Source organism: Pseudomonas sp. 2995-3 (assembly GCF_002742565.1).
In the GTDB taxonomy this organism is placed as follows: domain Bacteria; phylum Pseudomonadota; class Gammaproteobacteria; order Pseudomonadales; family Pseudomonadaceae; genus Aquipseudomonas; species Aquipseudomonas edaphica.
On sequence record NZ_LJSB01000315.1, the window covers coordinates 39,177 to 53,818 of the forward strand.

Below are 14,642 nucleotides of genomic sequence, written 5' to 3' on the forward strand. Positions count from 1 at the left end.
CGGACCTGAGAGGAAAAATTGAGTGATCGTCCTGCCAGACCCTTGAGGGTCGAGGACAAATGGGCCGTTATTATTGCAAGTAATTCTTGTTAACAGAAGTAATACAGTAACTTTATTTGTGCTTTTTCTGGCCGCTCGTCATCTGCGAGGGCTAATCTAGACCTTTAAGAACGGAGTTTTATGATGTCTGCGCCTTCTGTTGTGATTGCCGGTTGCGGCGATGTGGGGAGCCGGCTGGCTAGCCAATTGCTCGGCGCGAATTGGGAGGTTCATGGCCTGCGCCGTGATGTTTCAAAGCTCCCCGATGGCGTGATCGGCATTGCCGGCGACCTGTTCAAAAAGGATTGTCCTGAGACCTGGCCGATCGGCGCAGTGGATTACCTGGTGTATTGCGCGGCCGCCACCGACCACGATGAGGCCGGGTATCGCGCGGCATACGTGCAAGGGTTGCAGCATGTGTTGGAGTGGCTGAGTGACTACGGCCAGGCGCCCAGGCACCTGCTGTTTGTTTCCAGCAGCAGCGTGTATGGCCAGCAGAATGGTGAGTGGGTCGACGAAACATCTGATACCAGGGCGACGGGCTATTCCGGCCAGGTCATGCTGGAGGCCGAGCAGGTCGCGCTCAACAGTGGGATCCCAGCGAGTATCGTGCGCTTGACCGGGATTTACGGCCCGGGCCGCGAATGGCTGCTGACCCAGGTACGCCAGGGCTATCGCGTGGCGATCGATCCGCCGTTGTATGGCAACCGGATTCACGCGGATGATGCGGCAGGTTTGCTGGCCTTTTTGCTGCGTCATGTAGAGCAGGGTGGCTCGCTGGAAAAAATCTACATCGGGGTCGACGATGCCCCAGCGCCATTGGCGGAGGTGGTGGGCTGGTTGCGCGAGTACCTGGGCGTGACGGAGTGGGCGGATGACGCCAGTGTAAGGCGTGCCGGCAGCAAACAATGCAGCAACGCCCGGGCTAAGGCGTTGGGCTGGGTGCCGACCTACCCGACTTATCGCGAAGGGTATGCGGCGATTCTCAAGGGCTGAAACGCAGTCAAAAAATGTGGGAGCTGGCTTGCCTGCGATAGCGAAGTATCAGTCGACCTCTATCTCGACTGAGCCACCGTCATCGCAGGCAAGCCAGCTCCCACATTTGCTTCAGGGTGATGCTGGTTATTTCTTCTCAAGCAGCCATTGGCGCGGGCCGGGCGTGAACTGCGGCACCTCGTCGGCCAGCGCGGTGTTGATCGCTTGGAATATCGCCAACTGCTTGCCTTTGCGCGTGAAGATCCAGGGGTTGCCCTGGCCGTTCAATTGCAGCCAGATGCTGTCGTAGCCGCCGCTCATAGAGGCGCAGTCGCCCGCCAGACACAGCGAGTAGCGGTCGACGCCTGGCAGGCCGGCGACCTTTCCGTCGGCCTGGAACTGCACTGTGGAACCGTCGCCGTTGCCGTCGGTAATCTTCCATTCGCCGCCCATATAGGCTGCATACAGTGCCCGTTCGAAGTTGGCGCCCAGTGGCGCACCTTCCGGGGCGGGATCCTTGGCACGGGCGAACAGTTGCTCGGGCTCGTTATCGTTGGCCACTTGCAGCAGTTGTTTGCCTTTGCGCTTGAGTTCGGTGGCGGAGCTGCCGTAGAACTCGACGTTCCAGGCGCCGGATTTATCCCCGAGCAACTTGCCTTCGGCGACTTCAAAGCCGTTGTAGTAGCGCGCCTGCAAAGCCTTGGTATTGACCTCCCATTCGAGGTTCGGGCCAAAACTCTGCAGCGCTTCGCGCAAAGGGCCGCCCTTGGCTGCCGCGTTGATGGCGGCCTGGTTGATCCAGGTGCCACTCACATCCAGGTCGGCGGGGTTGCTGGCGCAGCCGCCGAGCAACAGGGCGAGCAACGAAGTGGCTACAAGCGCTTTGCGCATCATGAAATCCTTCTGAAACGAAGTCGGCGCAGCCTGTTGAGGCTGCGCCGGGTGTTTTACTCGATGACCAGAATCGCGTCCATCTCAACCTGTGCGCCCTTTGGCAGCGCAGCAACGCCGATGGCAGCGCGGGCTGGGTACGGCTGTTCGAAGTATTTGCCCATGATCTCGTTGACCTTGGCGAAGTGGCTCAGGTCGGTGAGGAAGATGTTCAGCTTGACGATGTCCTTGAACGAACCGCCGGCGGCTTCGGCTACGGATTTCAGGTTTTCGAAGACTTGTACGGTTTGTGCTTCGAAGCCTTCAACCAGTTCCATGGTCTTTGGGTCCAGCGGAATCTGGCCGGACATGTAGACGGTGTTGCCCGCCTTGATCGCCTGGGAGTAAGTGCCGATGGCGGCCGGGGCTTTGTCGCTGGTGATAACAGTCTTGGTCATGAGTTGCTCCTTGTAAGAGAGGGGCTATGCACGCATACGGGTGATGCGGATCACTCCGGTCAGGGCGCGCAGTTTCTTGATCACGCGGGCCAGGTGCACGCGGTCGTGCACGCTGACCACCAACTGGACCACGCTGATGCGACCATCGCGTTCATCCATGCTGATTTTTTCGATATTGCCGTCGGCCGCGTTGACGCTGCTGGCAAGCAGTGCGATCAGGCCGCGCTGATGCTCCAGCTCCACACGCAGCTCGACGTTGAATTCGCCGGTGACATCCTTGGCCCAAGAGAGCTGGATGCATTTCTCCGGGTTGTGGCGGATTTCGGTGATATTGCGGCAGTTGTCCAGGTGCACCACCATGCCTTTGCCCGCCGACAAGTGGCCGACAATCGGGTCGCCCGGGATCGGCGTACAGCATTTTGCGTAGCTGAGCACCAAGCCTTCGGTGCCGCGAATCGCCAGCGGACCTTCCGGGCTTGGCAATTGTTCGCCTTCGCCGAGCAGGCGACGAGCGACTACATAGGCCATGCGGTTGCCCAGGCCGATATCTTCCAGCAGGTCTTCGATGGTTTCCTGGCGATACTCGTGGAGCATCGCTTGTACGCGCTCTGTCGGAATTTTGTCCAGGGCACTGTCGAAACCGTTGAGGACCTTGTTCAGCAGGCGTTCGCCGAGGCTGATGGATTCGGAGCGGCGTTGCAACTTCAGGGCGTGGCGGATGTGTGTCCGCGCTTTACCGGTGACCACGAAGTTGAGCCAGGCCGGGTTCGGGCGCGCGCCGGGAGCACTGACGATCTCGACCGTGGAGCCGCTTTGCAGCGGTTCGGACAGCGGCGCGAGGCGACGGTTGATCCGGCAGGCAATGCAGCTGTTACCGACGTCGGTGTGCACCGCGTAGGCAAAGTCGACCGCCGTGGAGCCTTTGGGCAGCTCCATGATTCGGCCTTTGGGCGTGAACACGTAGACCTCGTCCGGGAACAGGTCGATCTTCACGCTTTCGATGAATTCCAGGGAGTTGCCGGCACGTTGTTGCATTTCCAGCACGCCTTTGACCCACTGGCGAGCACGGGCGTGGGTGCCTTTTGGCTGTTCGTCACCGCTGGATTTGTATAGCCAGTGGGCGGCGATGCCGTTGTTGGCCATCTCTTCCATTTCTCGCGTGCGGATCTGGATCTCGATCGGCACCCCGTGCATACCGAACAGCGTGGTATGCAGCGACTGATAGCCGTTGGCCTTGGGAATGGCGATGTAGTCCTTGAAGCGCCCCGGCAGGGGTTTGTACAAATTATGTACAGCACCCAGCACGCGGTAGCAGGTGTCTACCTTGTCGACGATGATCCGGAACGCGTACACGTCCATGATCTCGTTAAAGGCCCGGCGCTTGCCGCGCATCTTCTTGTAGATGCCGTAGATGTGCTTCTGCCGGCCGCTGACTTCGCCTTCAATCTCGTCGATCGCCAGGCAGTGGCTCAGCGACTCTTCGATCTTGTTGACGATTTCCTTGCGGTTGCCCCGTGCGCGCTTGACCGCCTGGTAGATGCGCGCCGAGCGCATCGGGTGCATGGCCTTGAAGCCGAGGTCTTCGAATTCGATACGAATAGCATGCATGCCCAGCCGATTGGCGATGGGGGCGTAGATTTCCAGGGTTTCCTTGGCGATGCGCCGGCGTTTTTCGCCGGACAGCACTTCCAGCGTGCGCATGTTGTGCAGCCGGTCGGCCAGCTTGACCAGAATCACACGGATATCCCGCGCCATGGCCATGGCCATTTTCTGGAAGTTTTCTGCCTGGGCTTCGGCCTTGGTCTCGAAGTTCATCTGGGTCAGTTTGCTGACCCCGTCGACCAGTTCGGCCACGGTTTCACCAAATTGCGCGCTAAGCGCTTCCTTGGCGATGCCGGTGTCTTCGATCACGTCATGCAGCATCGCGGCCATCAGGCTCTGATGGTCCATGTGCATGTCGGCAAGAATATTTGCCACCGCAAGAGGATGGGTGACATACGCCTCGCCGCTTCGGCGGCGCTGGCCGTCGTGGGCTTGTTCGGCGTAGAAATACGCTCGGCGGACCAGGTTGACCTGGTCTGGGCCGAGGTAGGCCGATAAGCGATCGGCGAGGGCGTCTATGCTCGGCAAAGTATGAACTCCTGCCGTTGGCTGTGACCCCGCGCCGTGCTACGTCGACCAGGCATAGGCTTAGACGGCCTCGTTGGACTCGTCCTCGAACGCTGCAAACAGCGGTTCGTCTTCAACGATTTCAGCGTTGGCGATGAACTCGTAGCTCATCAGGCCTTCAGCGATTTCACGCAGGGCTACAACGGTAGGCTTGTCGTTTTCCCACTGGACCAGGGGCTCTTTGCCGCCGGTGGCCAGTTGACGGGCACGCTTGGTAGAGAGCATGACCAGCTCAAAGCGGTTATCCACGTGTTCTAGGCAGTCTTCAACGGTTACGCGGGCCATGGTATTCCTCGGAGCGAATGCAAGATGCGCGCTGCCCGGTTGGGCGAGCGGACTAAACAGTTTAAAAAATCACCAGCGTTTAGGGAAGCGCTGATTTTCCCCGCGCCCTCGCAAAACCGCTACAAGTGCCAATGTAAAGCCCTTGCAGCGGTTTTGGGAAGCGCCAATCAACCAAGCAGTTCAGCGAGTAATTTGCCAAAACGCTGCTGTTGGCGCTTTTGCTGGAGCTGATTGGTGCGAAAAATCGCCTTCAAGTCATCCAGTGCGTGGGCAAAATCGTCATTAATGATCAGGTAGTCGTAGTCGACGTAGTGGCTCATTTCGCTGACGGCTTCGCGCATGCGGCCTTCGATGATCTCGTCGCTGTCCTGGCCGCGGTTGGTCAGGCGCTGGTGCAACGCTTCCAAAGACGGCGGCAGGATGAAGATGGAACGCGCCTTGGGCATCAGTTGGCGCACTTGTTCGGCGCCCTGCCAGTCGATCTCCAGGATCAGGTCGTGGCCTTCGTCCAGCGTCTGCTGCAGGTGGCTTTGCGAGGTGCCATAGAGGTTGCCGAACACTTCCGCGCGCTCCAGAAAGTCGCCGTGTTCGATCATCTTGACGAACTCGGTGCGCTCGACGAAGTGATAGTGCACGCCGTTCACTTCACCTGGGCGCATGGCGCGGGTGGTGTGCGAGACCGAAATGCGGATTTGCTCGTCGGCGTCGGTCAAGGCTTTGACCAGGCTGCTCTTGCCCGCGCCCGATGGCGCAGAAATGATGTAAAGGGTGCCGGTGCTGTGGGTCATGGAAGTTGCCTTACTCAATATTCTGTACTTGTTCGCGCATCTGCTCGATCAACACTTTGAGGTTGACCGCAGCCGTGGTGCTGCGCGGATCAAACGCCTTGGAACCCAGTGTATTGGCTTCGCGGTTGAGTTCCTGCATCAGGAAGTCCAGGCGCCGACCGGCGGCACCCGCTGATTTGAGTACGCGGCGCACTTCGAGGATGTGGGTGCTCAGGCGGTCGAGTTCTTCGGCTACGTCGCTCTTTTGCGCCAGCAGCACCATTTCCTGTTCCAGGCGCACCGGGTCGAGGTCGGCCTTCATGTCGGTGAAGCGGTCCAGAACCTTCTGGCGCTGGGTGGCGAGCATCTGCGGCACCAGCTCACGCAGGGTGACCACGTCTTCTTCGATCGAAGTCAGGCGCTCATTGATCAGGCGGGCCAGTTCGGCGCCTTCGCGCTCGCGGCCGGCCTTGAGTTCCTTCAAGCCCTGGGTGAACAGGGCGAGGGCTTCGGCATTGAGGGCTTGCGGGTCGGTGGCGTCGGCCACCAGTACGCCGGGCCAGGCCAGCACTTCCAACGGGTTCAGCGCGGCCGGTTGCTTGATCAGGCCGGCGATGGTTTCGGCGGCGGCTACCAGTTGCGCGGCGCGATCGCGGTCGACCTGCAGCGGCTTGCCGGTGGTTTCTTCGGTAAAACGCAGGGTGCATTCCAGCTTGCCCCGCGAGATACCCTGGCGCAACGCTTCACGCACGGCGCCTTCGAGGTCGCGGAAGGATTCCGGCAGGCGCAGGTGCGGCTCCAGGTAGCGGCTGTTGACCGAGCGCAGTTCCCAGCTCAGGGTGCCCTGGGCGCCGGCTTTTTCGACGCGGGCGAAGGCGGTCATGCTGTGCACCATGGAAGTACCTCGCGATGCAGACCCGCAAATGCGGGCTGATGGGTAAATTTTGAAGCCGACAGGCTGCGAAGGCGCAGGATTGTAGCGCAGTGGGGCGAGCGCGCCCAAACAATGGGCGCCGACCAGGCCATTCGTAACCGAATTTTTTAGAAGTGCCCCGAAACGGTTCGCGGCTCTATAATGCTCGGCAGTTTTTCGTCCTTCGTACAGGTATCCCCTATGAAACGTCCAAGTGGTCGCGCTGCCGATCAGCTCCGCTCGATCCGCATTACCCGCAACTACACCAAACACGCCGAGGGATCTGTACTGGTCGAGTTTGGCGATACCAAAGTGATCTGCACCGTCAGCGTCGAAAACGGCGTGCCGCGCTTCCTTAAAGGCCAAGGTCAGGGTTGGTTGACTGCCGAGTACGGCATGCTGCCGCGCGCTACCGGCGAGCGTAACCAGCGTGAAGCCAGCCGTGGCAAGCAAGGCGGTCGCACCCTGGAAATCCAGCGCCTTATCGGCCGCTCGCTGCGCGCAGCCCTGGACATGTCCAAGCTGGGCGACGTGACCCTGTACGTCGACTGCGACGTGATCCAGGCTGACGGCGGCACCCGCACCGCCTCCATCACTGGCGCCATGGTGGCCCTGGTAGATGCGCTTAAAGTGATCAAGAAGCGCGGCGGCCTCAAAGGCGGCGACCCGCTCAAGCAGATGATCGCCGCTGTGTCGGTTGGCATGTATCAGGGCGAGCCTGTGCTGGACCTGGACTACCTGGAAGATTCGGCCGCCGAGACCGACCTGAACGTAGTGATGACCAGCACCGGTGGTTTCATCGAAGTGCAGGGCACCGCCGAAGGCGCGCCATTCCAGCCAGCCGACCTGAACGCCATGCTCGCCCTGGCCCAGAAAGGCATGACCGAAATCTTCGAACTGCAGAACGCCGCACTGGCCGACTGAGCCTGCCTCAAGGAGAAGCGCCATGAATGACAGCCAAATGCCCGTACCTACGCCTTCCTACGAAGTGCGCCAGGGAGCCATGTTGTGTCATCTCGCGGCGTTTCTGGGGTTTGTGTTCCCTTTCGGCAGTGTCGTGGGGCCGCTGATCCTGTGGCAGATGAAGAAGGAAGTGGACCCGTTCATTGATGATCAGGGCAAGGAAGCCCTGAACTTCCAGATCACCGTAGCCATCGCCTGGATGGCGTGCATTGTGCTGGCCTTCGCGGTGATCGGGTTTTTCCTGATGTTTGCCCTGGCAATCGCCACGGTGGTGCTGACGATCATCGGTAGCATTAAGGCCAACAAGGGGATTGCCTATCGCTACCCCTTGACCTGGCGAGTGGTCAAATAATGAGCAGGCACAAAAAAACCGACAGCGATGTCGGTTTTTTTGTGCCCGGAAAAAGACCTTAGATGGTCAGCGTCCAGTCGTAGTCCACGATCAGCGGCGCGTGCTGCGAAAAACGCGGCTGACGCGGCAGGCGTGCGCTGCGAACGAACCGGCGCAGACCTGGGGTCAGCAACTGGTAGTCAAAACGCCAGCCCAGGTTGAGCATCTCAGCCTGTTCGTTATCCGGCCACCAGCTGTACTGGTCGCCTTCACGGCTGACTTCGCGCAGGGCATCCACATAGCCCATGTTGCCGACAATCTCGTCCATCCAGGCCCGTTCCGGCGCCAGGAAACCCGGTGATTGCTGGCTGTCGCGCCAGTTCTTGATATCCAGCTTCTGTTGCGCCACGTACAGCGAGCCACAGTAAATGTACTCGCGACGTTTGCGTCGCTGTTTATCCAGATAACGGGCGAAATCGTCCATTAGCTTGAACTTCTGGTTCAAGTCTTCATCGCCGTTCTGCCCCGAAGGGAGCAGCAAGGTCGCGATGCTGACCTTGTCGAAATCGGCTTGCAGGTAGCGCCCGTAGCGGTCGGCTGTCTCGAAGCCGAGGCCGCTGATGACCGCCTTGGGTTGCAACCGTGAGTACAGAGCCACGCCACCTTGGGCAGGGACTTCGGCATCACAGGCATAAAGGAAGTAGCCATCCAGTTGGAAGGCTGGGTCGTCCAGTTCAAAGGCGGAGGCGCGGGTGTCCTGCAGGCAGATGACGTCGGCATTCTGTGCTTGCAGCCAACTGAGCAAACCACGCTCGACTGCAGCCTGAATACCATTGACGTTCACACTGATGATCCGCATAAATGGCCCCAAAAATCGCGTGCGTGTATGATACACGCCGTCTACCTAATTAGCTAAATCCGTGGTATCTGAGGCTTTTTTCATGCAGGCGTATCAACGCGATTTCATTCGTTTTGCCATCGATCGCGGCGTTTTACGCTTCGGTGAGTTCACTCTGAAGTCCGGGCGCACCAGCCCTTACTTCTTCAATGCAGGCCTGTTCAACTCGGGTTCGGCCCTGGCTCAGCTGGGTCGTTTCTATGCGGCAGCCATCGTCGATAGCGGTATTTCCTTCGACGTGTTGTTCGGGCCAGCCTACAAGGGCATCCCTCTGGCGGCCGCTACGGCCGTGGCCCTGGCTGAACATCATGAGCTGGATTTGCCATGGTGCTTCAACCGCAAAGAGGCCAAGGCTCATGGCGAAGGCGGCAGCCTGGTCGGTGCGCCACTCAAGGGCGACGTGCTGATCATCGACGATGTGATCACCGCCGGCACCGCCATCCGTGAAGTGATGCAGATCATCGCGTCCCAGGAAGGTGCCAAGGCCGCCGGCGTGCTGATCGCGCTGAACCGCCAGGAGCGCGGCAACGGTGAGTTGTCGGCAATCCAGGAAGTGGAGCGTGATTTCGGTATTCCGGTGGTGAGCATTGTTTCGTTGAACCAAGTGCTGCAATACCTGGAAGATGACGCGCAGCTCAAGCAGCATTTGCCTGCAGTGCGTGCGTACCGTGAGCAGTTCGGCGTCTGACACCGAACCCCTGTGGGAGCGGGCTTGCCCGCGATAGCGGTATGTCAGGCGGTGCAGTTCTTGAATGTGCCGCCGTCATCGCAGGCAAGCCAGCTCCCACATTGGAACTGTGAAAACAAAAAAGGCCCCGCTCAATTGGATTGAGCGGGGCCTTTTGGTTTTTGGCGTTTAAGGCCGCTTGCGGTTACTGATCAGCGTACCCACACCCGTATCGGTGAAGATTTCCAGCAGGATCGCATTCGGCACGCGGCCATCCAGGATCAGCGAGCTACCCACGCCGCCTTGCACGGCTTCCAGCGCGCAACGGATCTTCGGCAGCATGCCGCCGTAGATGGTGCCATCGGCAATCAGCTCGTCCACTTGTTGAGTGGTCAAACCGGTCAATACCTTGCCTTCCTTGTCCATCAGCCCGGCGATGTTGGTCAGCAGCATCAGCTTCTCGGCTTTCAGTGCTTCAGCCACTTTACCGGCGACCAGATCGGCGTTGATGTTGTAGGACTCACCGTTGGCGCCCACGCCGATGGGCGCGATCACCGGGATGAAGTCGCCCTTGACCAGCAGGTTCAACAAGTCGGTGTTGATGCCGATCACTTCGCCGACCTGGCCGATGTCGATGATTTCCGGCTGGGTCATTTCCGGCGTCTGGCGGGTCACCGTCAGCTTTTTCGCGCGGATCAGTTCCGCGTCCTTGCCGGTCAGGCCGATGGCACTGCCGCCATGGCGGTTGATCAGGTTAACGATGTCCTTGTTGACCTGGCCGCCAAGGACCATCTCCACCACGTCCATGGTCTGCGCGTCGGTGACGCGCATGCCATCGATGAAGTGACTCTCGATCGACAAGCGCTTGAGCAGGTCGCCGATTTGCGGGCCGCCACCATGGACGACCACCGGGTTGATCCCCACGGCTTTCATCAACACGATGTCGCGGGCAAAACCGGTTTTCAGCTCGTCGCTTTCCATGGCATTGCCGCCGTACTTGATCACCAGCGTCTTGCCGACGTAGCGTCGAATGTAAGGCAACGCTTCGGACAGGACCTTGGCAGTGTTGGCAGCGGCTTCGCGTTCGAGGGTCATTCAGGGCTCCGGTAAAAAAATCAGAACGGTAATTGGAGATCAGGGGCAACACGTTTCAACTGGGCGTGGAACACGTCCTTGATGCGCTGCAACTCAGCCTCGGTATCCGCCTCGAAACGCAGGACCAGCACCGGTGTGGTGTTGGACGCGCGAACCAGGCCCCAGCCTTTGGCGTAATCGACTCGCACACCATCAATGGTGGTCAGGTTGGCGCCTTCGCCCCATTGCGCATCGTGCAGTGCGTCAATGATGCTGAATTTGCTCTCCTCGGTCACATGTATATTGATCTCTGGTGTAGAAATATCATTCGGGAAGGTCTGAAACAGCTCCTGTGCCGTGGATTTTTCCTTGCTGAGGATCTCCAGCAGACGTGCGGCGCTGTAAATGCCGTCGTCAAAACCGAACCAGCGCTCTTTGAAGAACACGTGGCCGCTCATTTCACCGGCCAACAGCGCGCCGGTTTCCTTCATTTTCTTTTTGATCAACGAGTGACCGGTCTTCCACATTAGCGGGCGCCCGCCATATTCCTTGATCAGCGGCGTGAGGCGGCGGGTGCACTTCACGTCGAAGATGATTTCGGCGTTGGCGTTGCGCGCCACCACGTCACGGGCAAACAGCATCAGCAGGCGGTCGGCGAACACGTTTTCGCCGGTGTTGGTCACCACGCCAACACGGTCGCCGTCACCGTCGAAAGCCAGGCCCACGTCGGCGCCGGTTTCCTTGACCTTGGCGATCAAGTCCACCAGGTTTTCAGGCTTGCCTGGGTCCGGGTGATGGTTGGGGAAGTTGCCGTCGACGTCGCAGAACAGCGGGATCACTTCACAGTTGAGGGCTTCGAGCAGTTGCGGAGCGATCACGCCAGCCGCGCCGTTGCCGCAGTCCACCACCACTTTCAGGCGGCGGGCCAATTTGACGTCGCCGGTGATCTGGTCAGAGTAGCGCTGCAGAATGTCGACTTTGGTGACACTGCCTTTGCCGCTGGTCAGGTCGTTGGTCTTGAGGCGGTCGTGCAGGGCCTGGATCTGTTCGTTGGCCAGGGTGTCACCGGCAATCACGATCTTGAAGCCGTTGTAGTCCGAGGGATTATGGCTGCCGGTGAGCATCACCCCGGACTTACCGGCCAGTACGTTGGCCGCGTAGTACAGCGCTGGTGTCGGCACCAGGCCGACGTCGCTGACGTGGCAACCGCTGTCGGCGAGGCCCTGGATCAGTTGTTCCACCAGCTCCGGGCCGGACAAGCGGCCATCACGGCCTACCGAGACATTAGGTTCGCCCTGGGCCAGGCTCTGGGCTCCGATGGCGCGGCCGATCCAGTAGGCGGTTTCGGCGGTCAGGGTCTTGGGCACCACGCCACGAATGTCGTAGGCGCGGAAGATGCTGTCGGGGAATGTCGGGGCTACTCGGGCTGCGGTACTCATCGCGGGGGTGAACTCCATCTGAAGGGGGCAAGGCTGGTCTTAAAGTGATTGACCGGCAGGCTAAAACTGAAGGGTATGACGGTGTTTTCGGCAGAGAGTTCGTGGTGCAAAAATGCCATCGCCGTGCTGACACTTTTTGATGAATCGTATAATGCATTGATTTCATTATGTAAATATCGCTGAATAAATCCGCACATTCTTCATCCTGAATAGCCATGCGGTGGCGTCTTGCCGGACAACTGCATCCGGCAAGGTTCAGCTTAGTCAGTGGCTGCCGGAATGCCCAAAACCACCTGCGCCGCGCTGAGTTTCGTCGAACTCCTGCACCAGTTCGAAGTGTGCCTGTACCACCGGTACCAGCACCAACTGGGCGATGCGCTCGCCGACAGCGATGTTGAACGCGGTGTTGCCACGGTTCCAGCACGACACCATCAATTCGCCCTGATAGTCCGAATCGATCAGGCCTACGAGGTTGCCCAGCACGATGCCATGTTTGTGGCCCAGGCCGGAGCGCGGCAGGATCAATGCCGCCAGGCCTGGGTCGCCGACGTAGATCGACAGGCCGGTAGGAATCAGGATTGTCTGGCCTGGCTCAAGGACGGTGTCTTCCTTGAGCATGGCGCGCAGGTCCAGGCCGGCGGAGCCCGGAGTGGCATAGGCCGGCAGAGGAAATTCGTTGCCGATGCGGGGGTCGAGGATCTTGGCTTGCAAAGCGTGCATGTAAATTAAACCTGGTTCAGCCGTTGGGCGATAAATGAGATCAGTTGGCGGGCAATCTTGCCCTTGCTGGTCTGGGCGAAAAGGGTGGCGTGCAGCTCGCGGTCGATCACGCTGCAGGCGTTTTCCTCGCTGTTGAAGCCGATGCTCGGGTTGGCGACATCATTGGCAACGATCAGGTCGAGGTTTTTGTCTTTCAATTTGCGTGCGGCGTAGTCCAGCAAGTGCTCGGTTTCGGCGGCGAAACCGACACTGAACGGGCGGTCCGGGCGCGTGGCGATGGTGGCCAGGATATCCGGGTTGCGCACCATTTGCAGGAGCAGGCCGTCGCCGCTTGTAGGGTCTTTCTTAAGCTTTTGCGGGGCGACAACTTCCGGGCGGTAGTCTGCAACCGCTGCCGAGGCGATAAACAGGTCGCAGGGAATGGCCGCTTCACAGGCCGCCAGCATGTCCCGGGCGCTGACTACGTCGATTCGCGTGACGCGATCAGGGGTTGGCAAGTGCACCGGGCCGGTGATCAGGGTGACGCGTGCGCCTGCCTCGACCGCGGCTTCCGCCAAGGCAAAGCCCATTTTTCCTGAGCTATGGTTGGTGATGTAACGCACCGGGTCGATGTTTTCCTGGGTCGGGCCGGCGGTAATCAGCACATGTTTGCCCGTGAGAGCCAGGTGCTGAAAGCACTCGGCGGCGCACAGCGCGAGGTCAGTAGCCTCAAGCATGCGGCCCATGCCCACGTCGCCGCAGGCTTGGCTGCCCGAAGCCGGGCCAAATACTTTAAGGCCACGGCTTTGCAGGAGTTGGGTGTTGGCCTGGGTGGCCGGGTCGCGCCACATGGCCTGGTTCATGGCCGGTGCGATGGCGACGGTGGCGTCGGTGGCCAGTACCAGAGTGGTCAACAGGTCATCGGCGATGCCTTGGGCCAGGCGGGCGATCAGGTCGGCGGTGGCCGGGGCGATCAACACCAGGTCGGCCCATTTTGCCAGCTCGATGTGGCCCATGGCAGCTTCGGCCGCCGGGTCCAAAAGGTCCAGGTGAACCGGGTGCCCAGACAAGGCCTGCATGGTCAGCGGGGTGATGAACTCACTGCCACCACGGGTCATGACCACGCGCACTTCGGCGCCCTGGTCCAGGAGCCTGCGAACCAGTTCTGCGCTCTTGTAGGCGGCAATGCCGCCGCCGACGCCGAGAACGATGCGTTTCCGATACAGACGCTGCATTGGTTTGCCTTTCCAGTTCAGTGATGCCAGTTCAGTGACGCCTGCGATGCCCCCTCCCCAGGGGAAATCACATGCAAAAAAGAGGGCTTAAGATAACACAGCGACCGCCAGGCAACAGCGGCGCACGTGCAGAGGGAGGCGGGATGAGTATTCGCGATTGGCCTGTGGCGGAACGCCCACGGGAGAAGCTTTTGGAATGGGGCGCGGCGAGTCTGTCGGATGCCGAGTTGTTGGCGATTTTCTTGCGTACCGGGGTTTCCGGCAGAAGCGCAGTCGACCTGGCGCGCCATCTATTGGCGCAATTCGGTGGCCTGCGCCCGTTGTTGGAGGCCAGCCAGACGCTGTTCAGCCAGCACTTGGGGCTGGGGCCGGCGAAATTTGCCCAGTTGCAGGCGGTGCTGGAAATGTCTCGGCGGCATATGGCCGAACGCTTGCGTGCCGACTCGGTGCTGGAAAGCCCGCTGGCCGTACGTGAGTACCTCAAGGCCTTGCTGCGCCACGAGCCCCACGAAATATTCGGCTGCCTGTTTCTTGACTCAAAGCACCGGGTGCTGGGCTTTGAGGCGCTATTTGAGGGCACCATCGACGCGGCCATCGTTTATCCGCGACAAGTGGTCAAGCGCGCGCTCGCTTACAACGCGGCGGCTCTTATCCTGTGCCACAACCATCCGTCCGGGAGCGTCGAGCCAAGTGCGGCTGATCGAAAATTAACCAAAATATTGCAAAAGGCCTTGGAGTCAGTGGATGTGCGGGTGCTCGACCACATCATCGTGGGAGATGGCGACCCGCTGTCGATGGCGGAATACGGCTGGTTGTAGGATGGGAGCAGCTGCAAGGTTGAAGCTGCAAGCCACAAGCGG

15 protein-coding genes and 1 pseudogene are annotated in these 14,642 nt (G+C 59.9%); 5 read left to right on the forward strand and 11 right to left on the reverse strand.

Features of this window, described 5'->3' with window-relative positions; genetic code table 11:
* The first annotated feature begins 183 nt into the window (after positions 1-183).
* On the forward strand, positions 184-1,035 hold the full coding sequence (locus tag AOA62_RS27215) for an SDR family oxidoreductase (protein WP_017135844.1): 852 nt from the start codon (positions 184-186) through the stop codon (positions 1,033-1,035).
* Positions 1,036-1,161: 126 nt separating this feature from the next.
* On the opposite strand, the gene AOA62_RS27220 is transcribed toward AOA62_RS27215, so the two are convergent.
* From AOA62_RS27220 to AOA62_RS27245, 6 genes are all read right to left on the reverse strand, one after another.
* Positions 1,162-1,905 (reverse strand): hypothetical protein, encoded by a 744-nt coding sequence (locus AOA62_RS27220; protein ID WP_099550259.1) that lies wholly within the window; start codon positions 1,903-1,905, stop codon positions 1,162-1,164.
* Between the two features lie 56 nt (positions 1,906-1,961).
* Positions 1,962-2,342, reverse strand: a complete 381-nt coding sequence (locus AOA62_RS27225) for a RidA family protein (RefSeq protein WP_003176922.1) — start codon at positions 2,340-2,342, stop codon at positions 1,962-1,964.
* Between the two features lie 24 nt (positions 2,343-2,366).
* Positions 2,367-4,472 (reverse strand): bifunctional GTP diphosphokinase/guanosine-3',5'-bis pyrophosphate 3'-pyrophosphohydrolase, encoded by a 2,106-nt coding sequence (gene spoT, locus AOA62_RS27230; protein ID WP_016975931.1) that lies wholly within the window; start codon positions 4,470-4,472, stop codon positions 2,367-2,369.
* 60 nt (positions 4,473-4,532) lie between these two features.
* Positions 4,533-4,796, reverse strand: a complete 264-nt coding sequence (rpoZ, locus tag AOA62_RS27235; protein WP_003176920.1) for a DNA-directed RNA polymerase subunit omega — start codon at positions 4,794-4,796, stop codon at positions 4,533-4,535.
* Between the two features lie 167 nt (positions 4,797-4,963).
* Complete coding sequence (gene gmk, locus AOA62_RS27240) at positions 4,964-5,584, reverse strand: guanylate kinase (protein WP_010168203.1); 621 nt, start codon at positions 5,582-5,584, stop codon at positions 4,964-4,966.
* A 10-nt stretch (positions 5,585-5,594) separates the two neighbouring features.
* On the reverse strand, positions 5,595-6,458 hold the full coding sequence (locus AOA62_RS27245) for a YicC/YloC family endoribonuclease (protein WP_099550260.1): 864 nt from the start codon (positions 6,456-6,458) through the stop codon (positions 5,595-5,597).
* Between the two features lie 219 nt (positions 6,459-6,677).
* Here AOA62_RS27245 and rph point away from each other — a divergent pair, with 219 nt between their 5' ends.
* Both rph and AOA62_RS27255 read left to right on the forward strand, forming a co-directional pair.
* Positions 6,678-7,400 (forward strand): ribonuclease PH, encoded by a 723-nt coding sequence (gene rph / locus AOA62_RS27250; RefSeq protein ID WP_003213280.1) that lies wholly within the window; start codon positions 6,678-6,680, stop codon positions 7,398-7,400.
* A gap of 22 nt (positions 7,401-7,422) precedes the next feature.
* Entirely contained in the window at positions 7,423-7,791 is a 369-nt protein-coding gene (locus AOA62_RS27255; RefSeq protein WP_017135847.1) for a DUF4870 domain-containing protein, read from the forward strand.
* Positions 7,792-7,849: 58 nt separating this feature from the next.
* Here the strand turns inward: AOA62_RS27255 and AOA62_RS27260 are convergent, their stop codons facing one another.
* Entirely contained in the window at positions 7,850-8,629 is a 780-nt protein-coding gene (locus tag AOA62_RS27260) for an exodeoxyribonuclease III (protein WP_003176915.1), read from the reverse strand.
* Positions 8,630-8,711: 82 nt separating this feature from the next.
* On the opposite strand from AOA62_RS27260, the gene pyrE reads away from it, so the two are divergent.
* Positions 8,712-9,356, forward strand: coding sequence for an orotate phosphoribosyltransferase (gene pyrE, locus AOA62_RS27265; protein ID WP_017135848.1), 645 nt, complete (start codon positions 8,712-8,714; stop codon positions 9,354-9,356).
* 168 nt (positions 9,357-9,524) lie between these two features.
* Here the strand turns inward: pyrE and argB are convergent, their stop codons facing one another.
* The 4 genes and pseudogenes from argB to coaBC form a co-directional block, all read right to left on the reverse strand.
* Complete coding sequence (gene argB / locus AOA62_RS27270) at positions 9,525-10,430, reverse strand: acetylglutamate kinase (RefSeq protein WP_015886532.1); 906 nt, start codon at positions 10,428-10,430, stop codon at positions 9,525-9,527.
* Between the two features lie 20 nt (positions 10,431-10,450).
* Positions 10,451-11,872 (reverse strand): annotated as a pseudogene (locus tag AOA62_RS27275) (phosphomannomutase/phosphoglucomutase); the annotation flags it as partial.
* 240 nt (positions 11,873-12,112) lie between these two features.
* Positions 12,113-12,568: a dUTP diphosphatase gene (gene dut / locus AOA62_RS27285; protein WP_099550262.1), complete on the reverse strand. Its 456-nt coding sequence runs from the start codon at positions 12,566-12,568 to the stop codon at positions 12,113-12,115.
* Positions 12,569-12,573: 5 nt separating this feature from the next.
* Positions 12,574-13,782: a bifunctional phosphopantothenoylcysteine decarboxylase/phosphopantothenate--cysteine ligase CoaBC gene (gene coaBC, locus AOA62_RS27290; RefSeq protein WP_015886530.1), complete on the reverse strand. Its 1,209-nt coding sequence runs from the start codon at positions 13,780-13,782 to the stop codon at positions 12,574-12,576.
* Positions 13,783-13,925: 143 nt separating this feature from the next.
* On the opposite strand from coaBC, the gene radC reads away from it, so the two are divergent.
* Positions 13,926-14,600 carry a DNA repair protein RadC gene (gene radC / locus AOA62_RS27295; RefSeq protein WP_017135851.1) on the forward strand — a complete coding sequence of 225 codons (675 nt, stop codon included), beginning with the start codon at positions 13,926-13,928 and terminating at the stop codon, positions 14,598-14,600.
* Positions 14,601-14,642: the final 42 nt, after the last annotated feature.

What these genes read in the sequence shown, in the direction of transcription:
- AOA62_RS27220 (WP_099550259.1), bottom strand. Translation starts at nt 1,905, where the DNA reads ATGCGCAAAGCGCTTGTAGCCACTTCGTTGCTCGCCCTGTTGCTCGGC.
- pyrE (WP_017135848.1), top strand. Translation starts at nt 8,712, where the DNA reads ATGCAGGCGTATCAACGCGATTTCATTCGTTTTGCCATCGATCGCGGC.
- AOA62_RS27215 (WP_017135844.1), top strand. Translation starts at nt 184, where the DNA reads ATGTCTGCGCCTTCTGTTGTGATTGCCGGTTGCGGCGATGTGGGGAGC.
- rph (WP_003213280.1), top strand. Translation starts at nt 6,678, where the DNA reads ATGAAACGTCCAAGTGGTCGCGCTGCCGATCAGCTCCGCTCGATCCGC.
- AOA62_RS27245 (WP_099550260.1), bottom strand. Translation starts at nt 6,458, where the DNA reads ATGGTGCACAGCATGACCGCCTTCGCCCGCGTCGAAAAAGCCGGCGCC.
- dut (WP_099550262.1), bottom strand. Translation starts at nt 12,568, where the DNA reads ATGCACGCTTTGCAAGCCAAGATCCTCGACCCCCGCATCGGCAACGAA.
- AOA62_RS27255 (WP_017135847.1), top strand. Translation starts at nt 7,423, where the DNA reads ATGAATGACAGCCAAATGCCCGTACCTACGCCTTCCTACGAAGTGCGC.
- radC (WP_017135851.1), top strand. Translation starts at nt 13,926, where the DNA reads ATGAGTATTCGCGATTGGCCTGTGGCGGAACGCCCACGGGAGAAGCTT.
- coaBC (WP_015886530.1), bottom strand. Translation starts at nt 13,782, where the DNA reads ATGCAGCGTCTGTATCGGAAACGCATCGTTCTCGGCGTCGGCGGCGGC.
- AOA62_RS27260 (WP_003176915.1), bottom strand. Translation starts at nt 8,629, where the DNA reads ATGCGGATCATCAGTGTGAACGTCAATGGTATTCAGGCTGCAGTCGAG.
- AOA62_RS27225 (WP_003176922.1), bottom strand. Translation starts at nt 2,342, where the DNA reads ATGACCAAGACTGTTATCACCAGCGACAAAGCCCCGGCCGCCATCGGC.
- gmk (WP_010168203.1), bottom strand. Translation starts at nt 5,584, where the DNA reads ATGACCCACAGCACCGGCACCCTTTACATCATTTCTGCGCCATCGGGC.
- rpoZ (WP_003176920.1), bottom strand. Translation starts at nt 4,796, where the DNA reads ATGGCCCGCGTAACCGTTGAAGACTGCCTAGAACACGTGGATAACCGC.
- argB (WP_015886532.1), bottom strand. Translation starts at nt 10,430, where the DNA reads ATGACCCTCGAACGCGAAGCCGCTGCCAACACTGCCAAGGTCCTGTCC.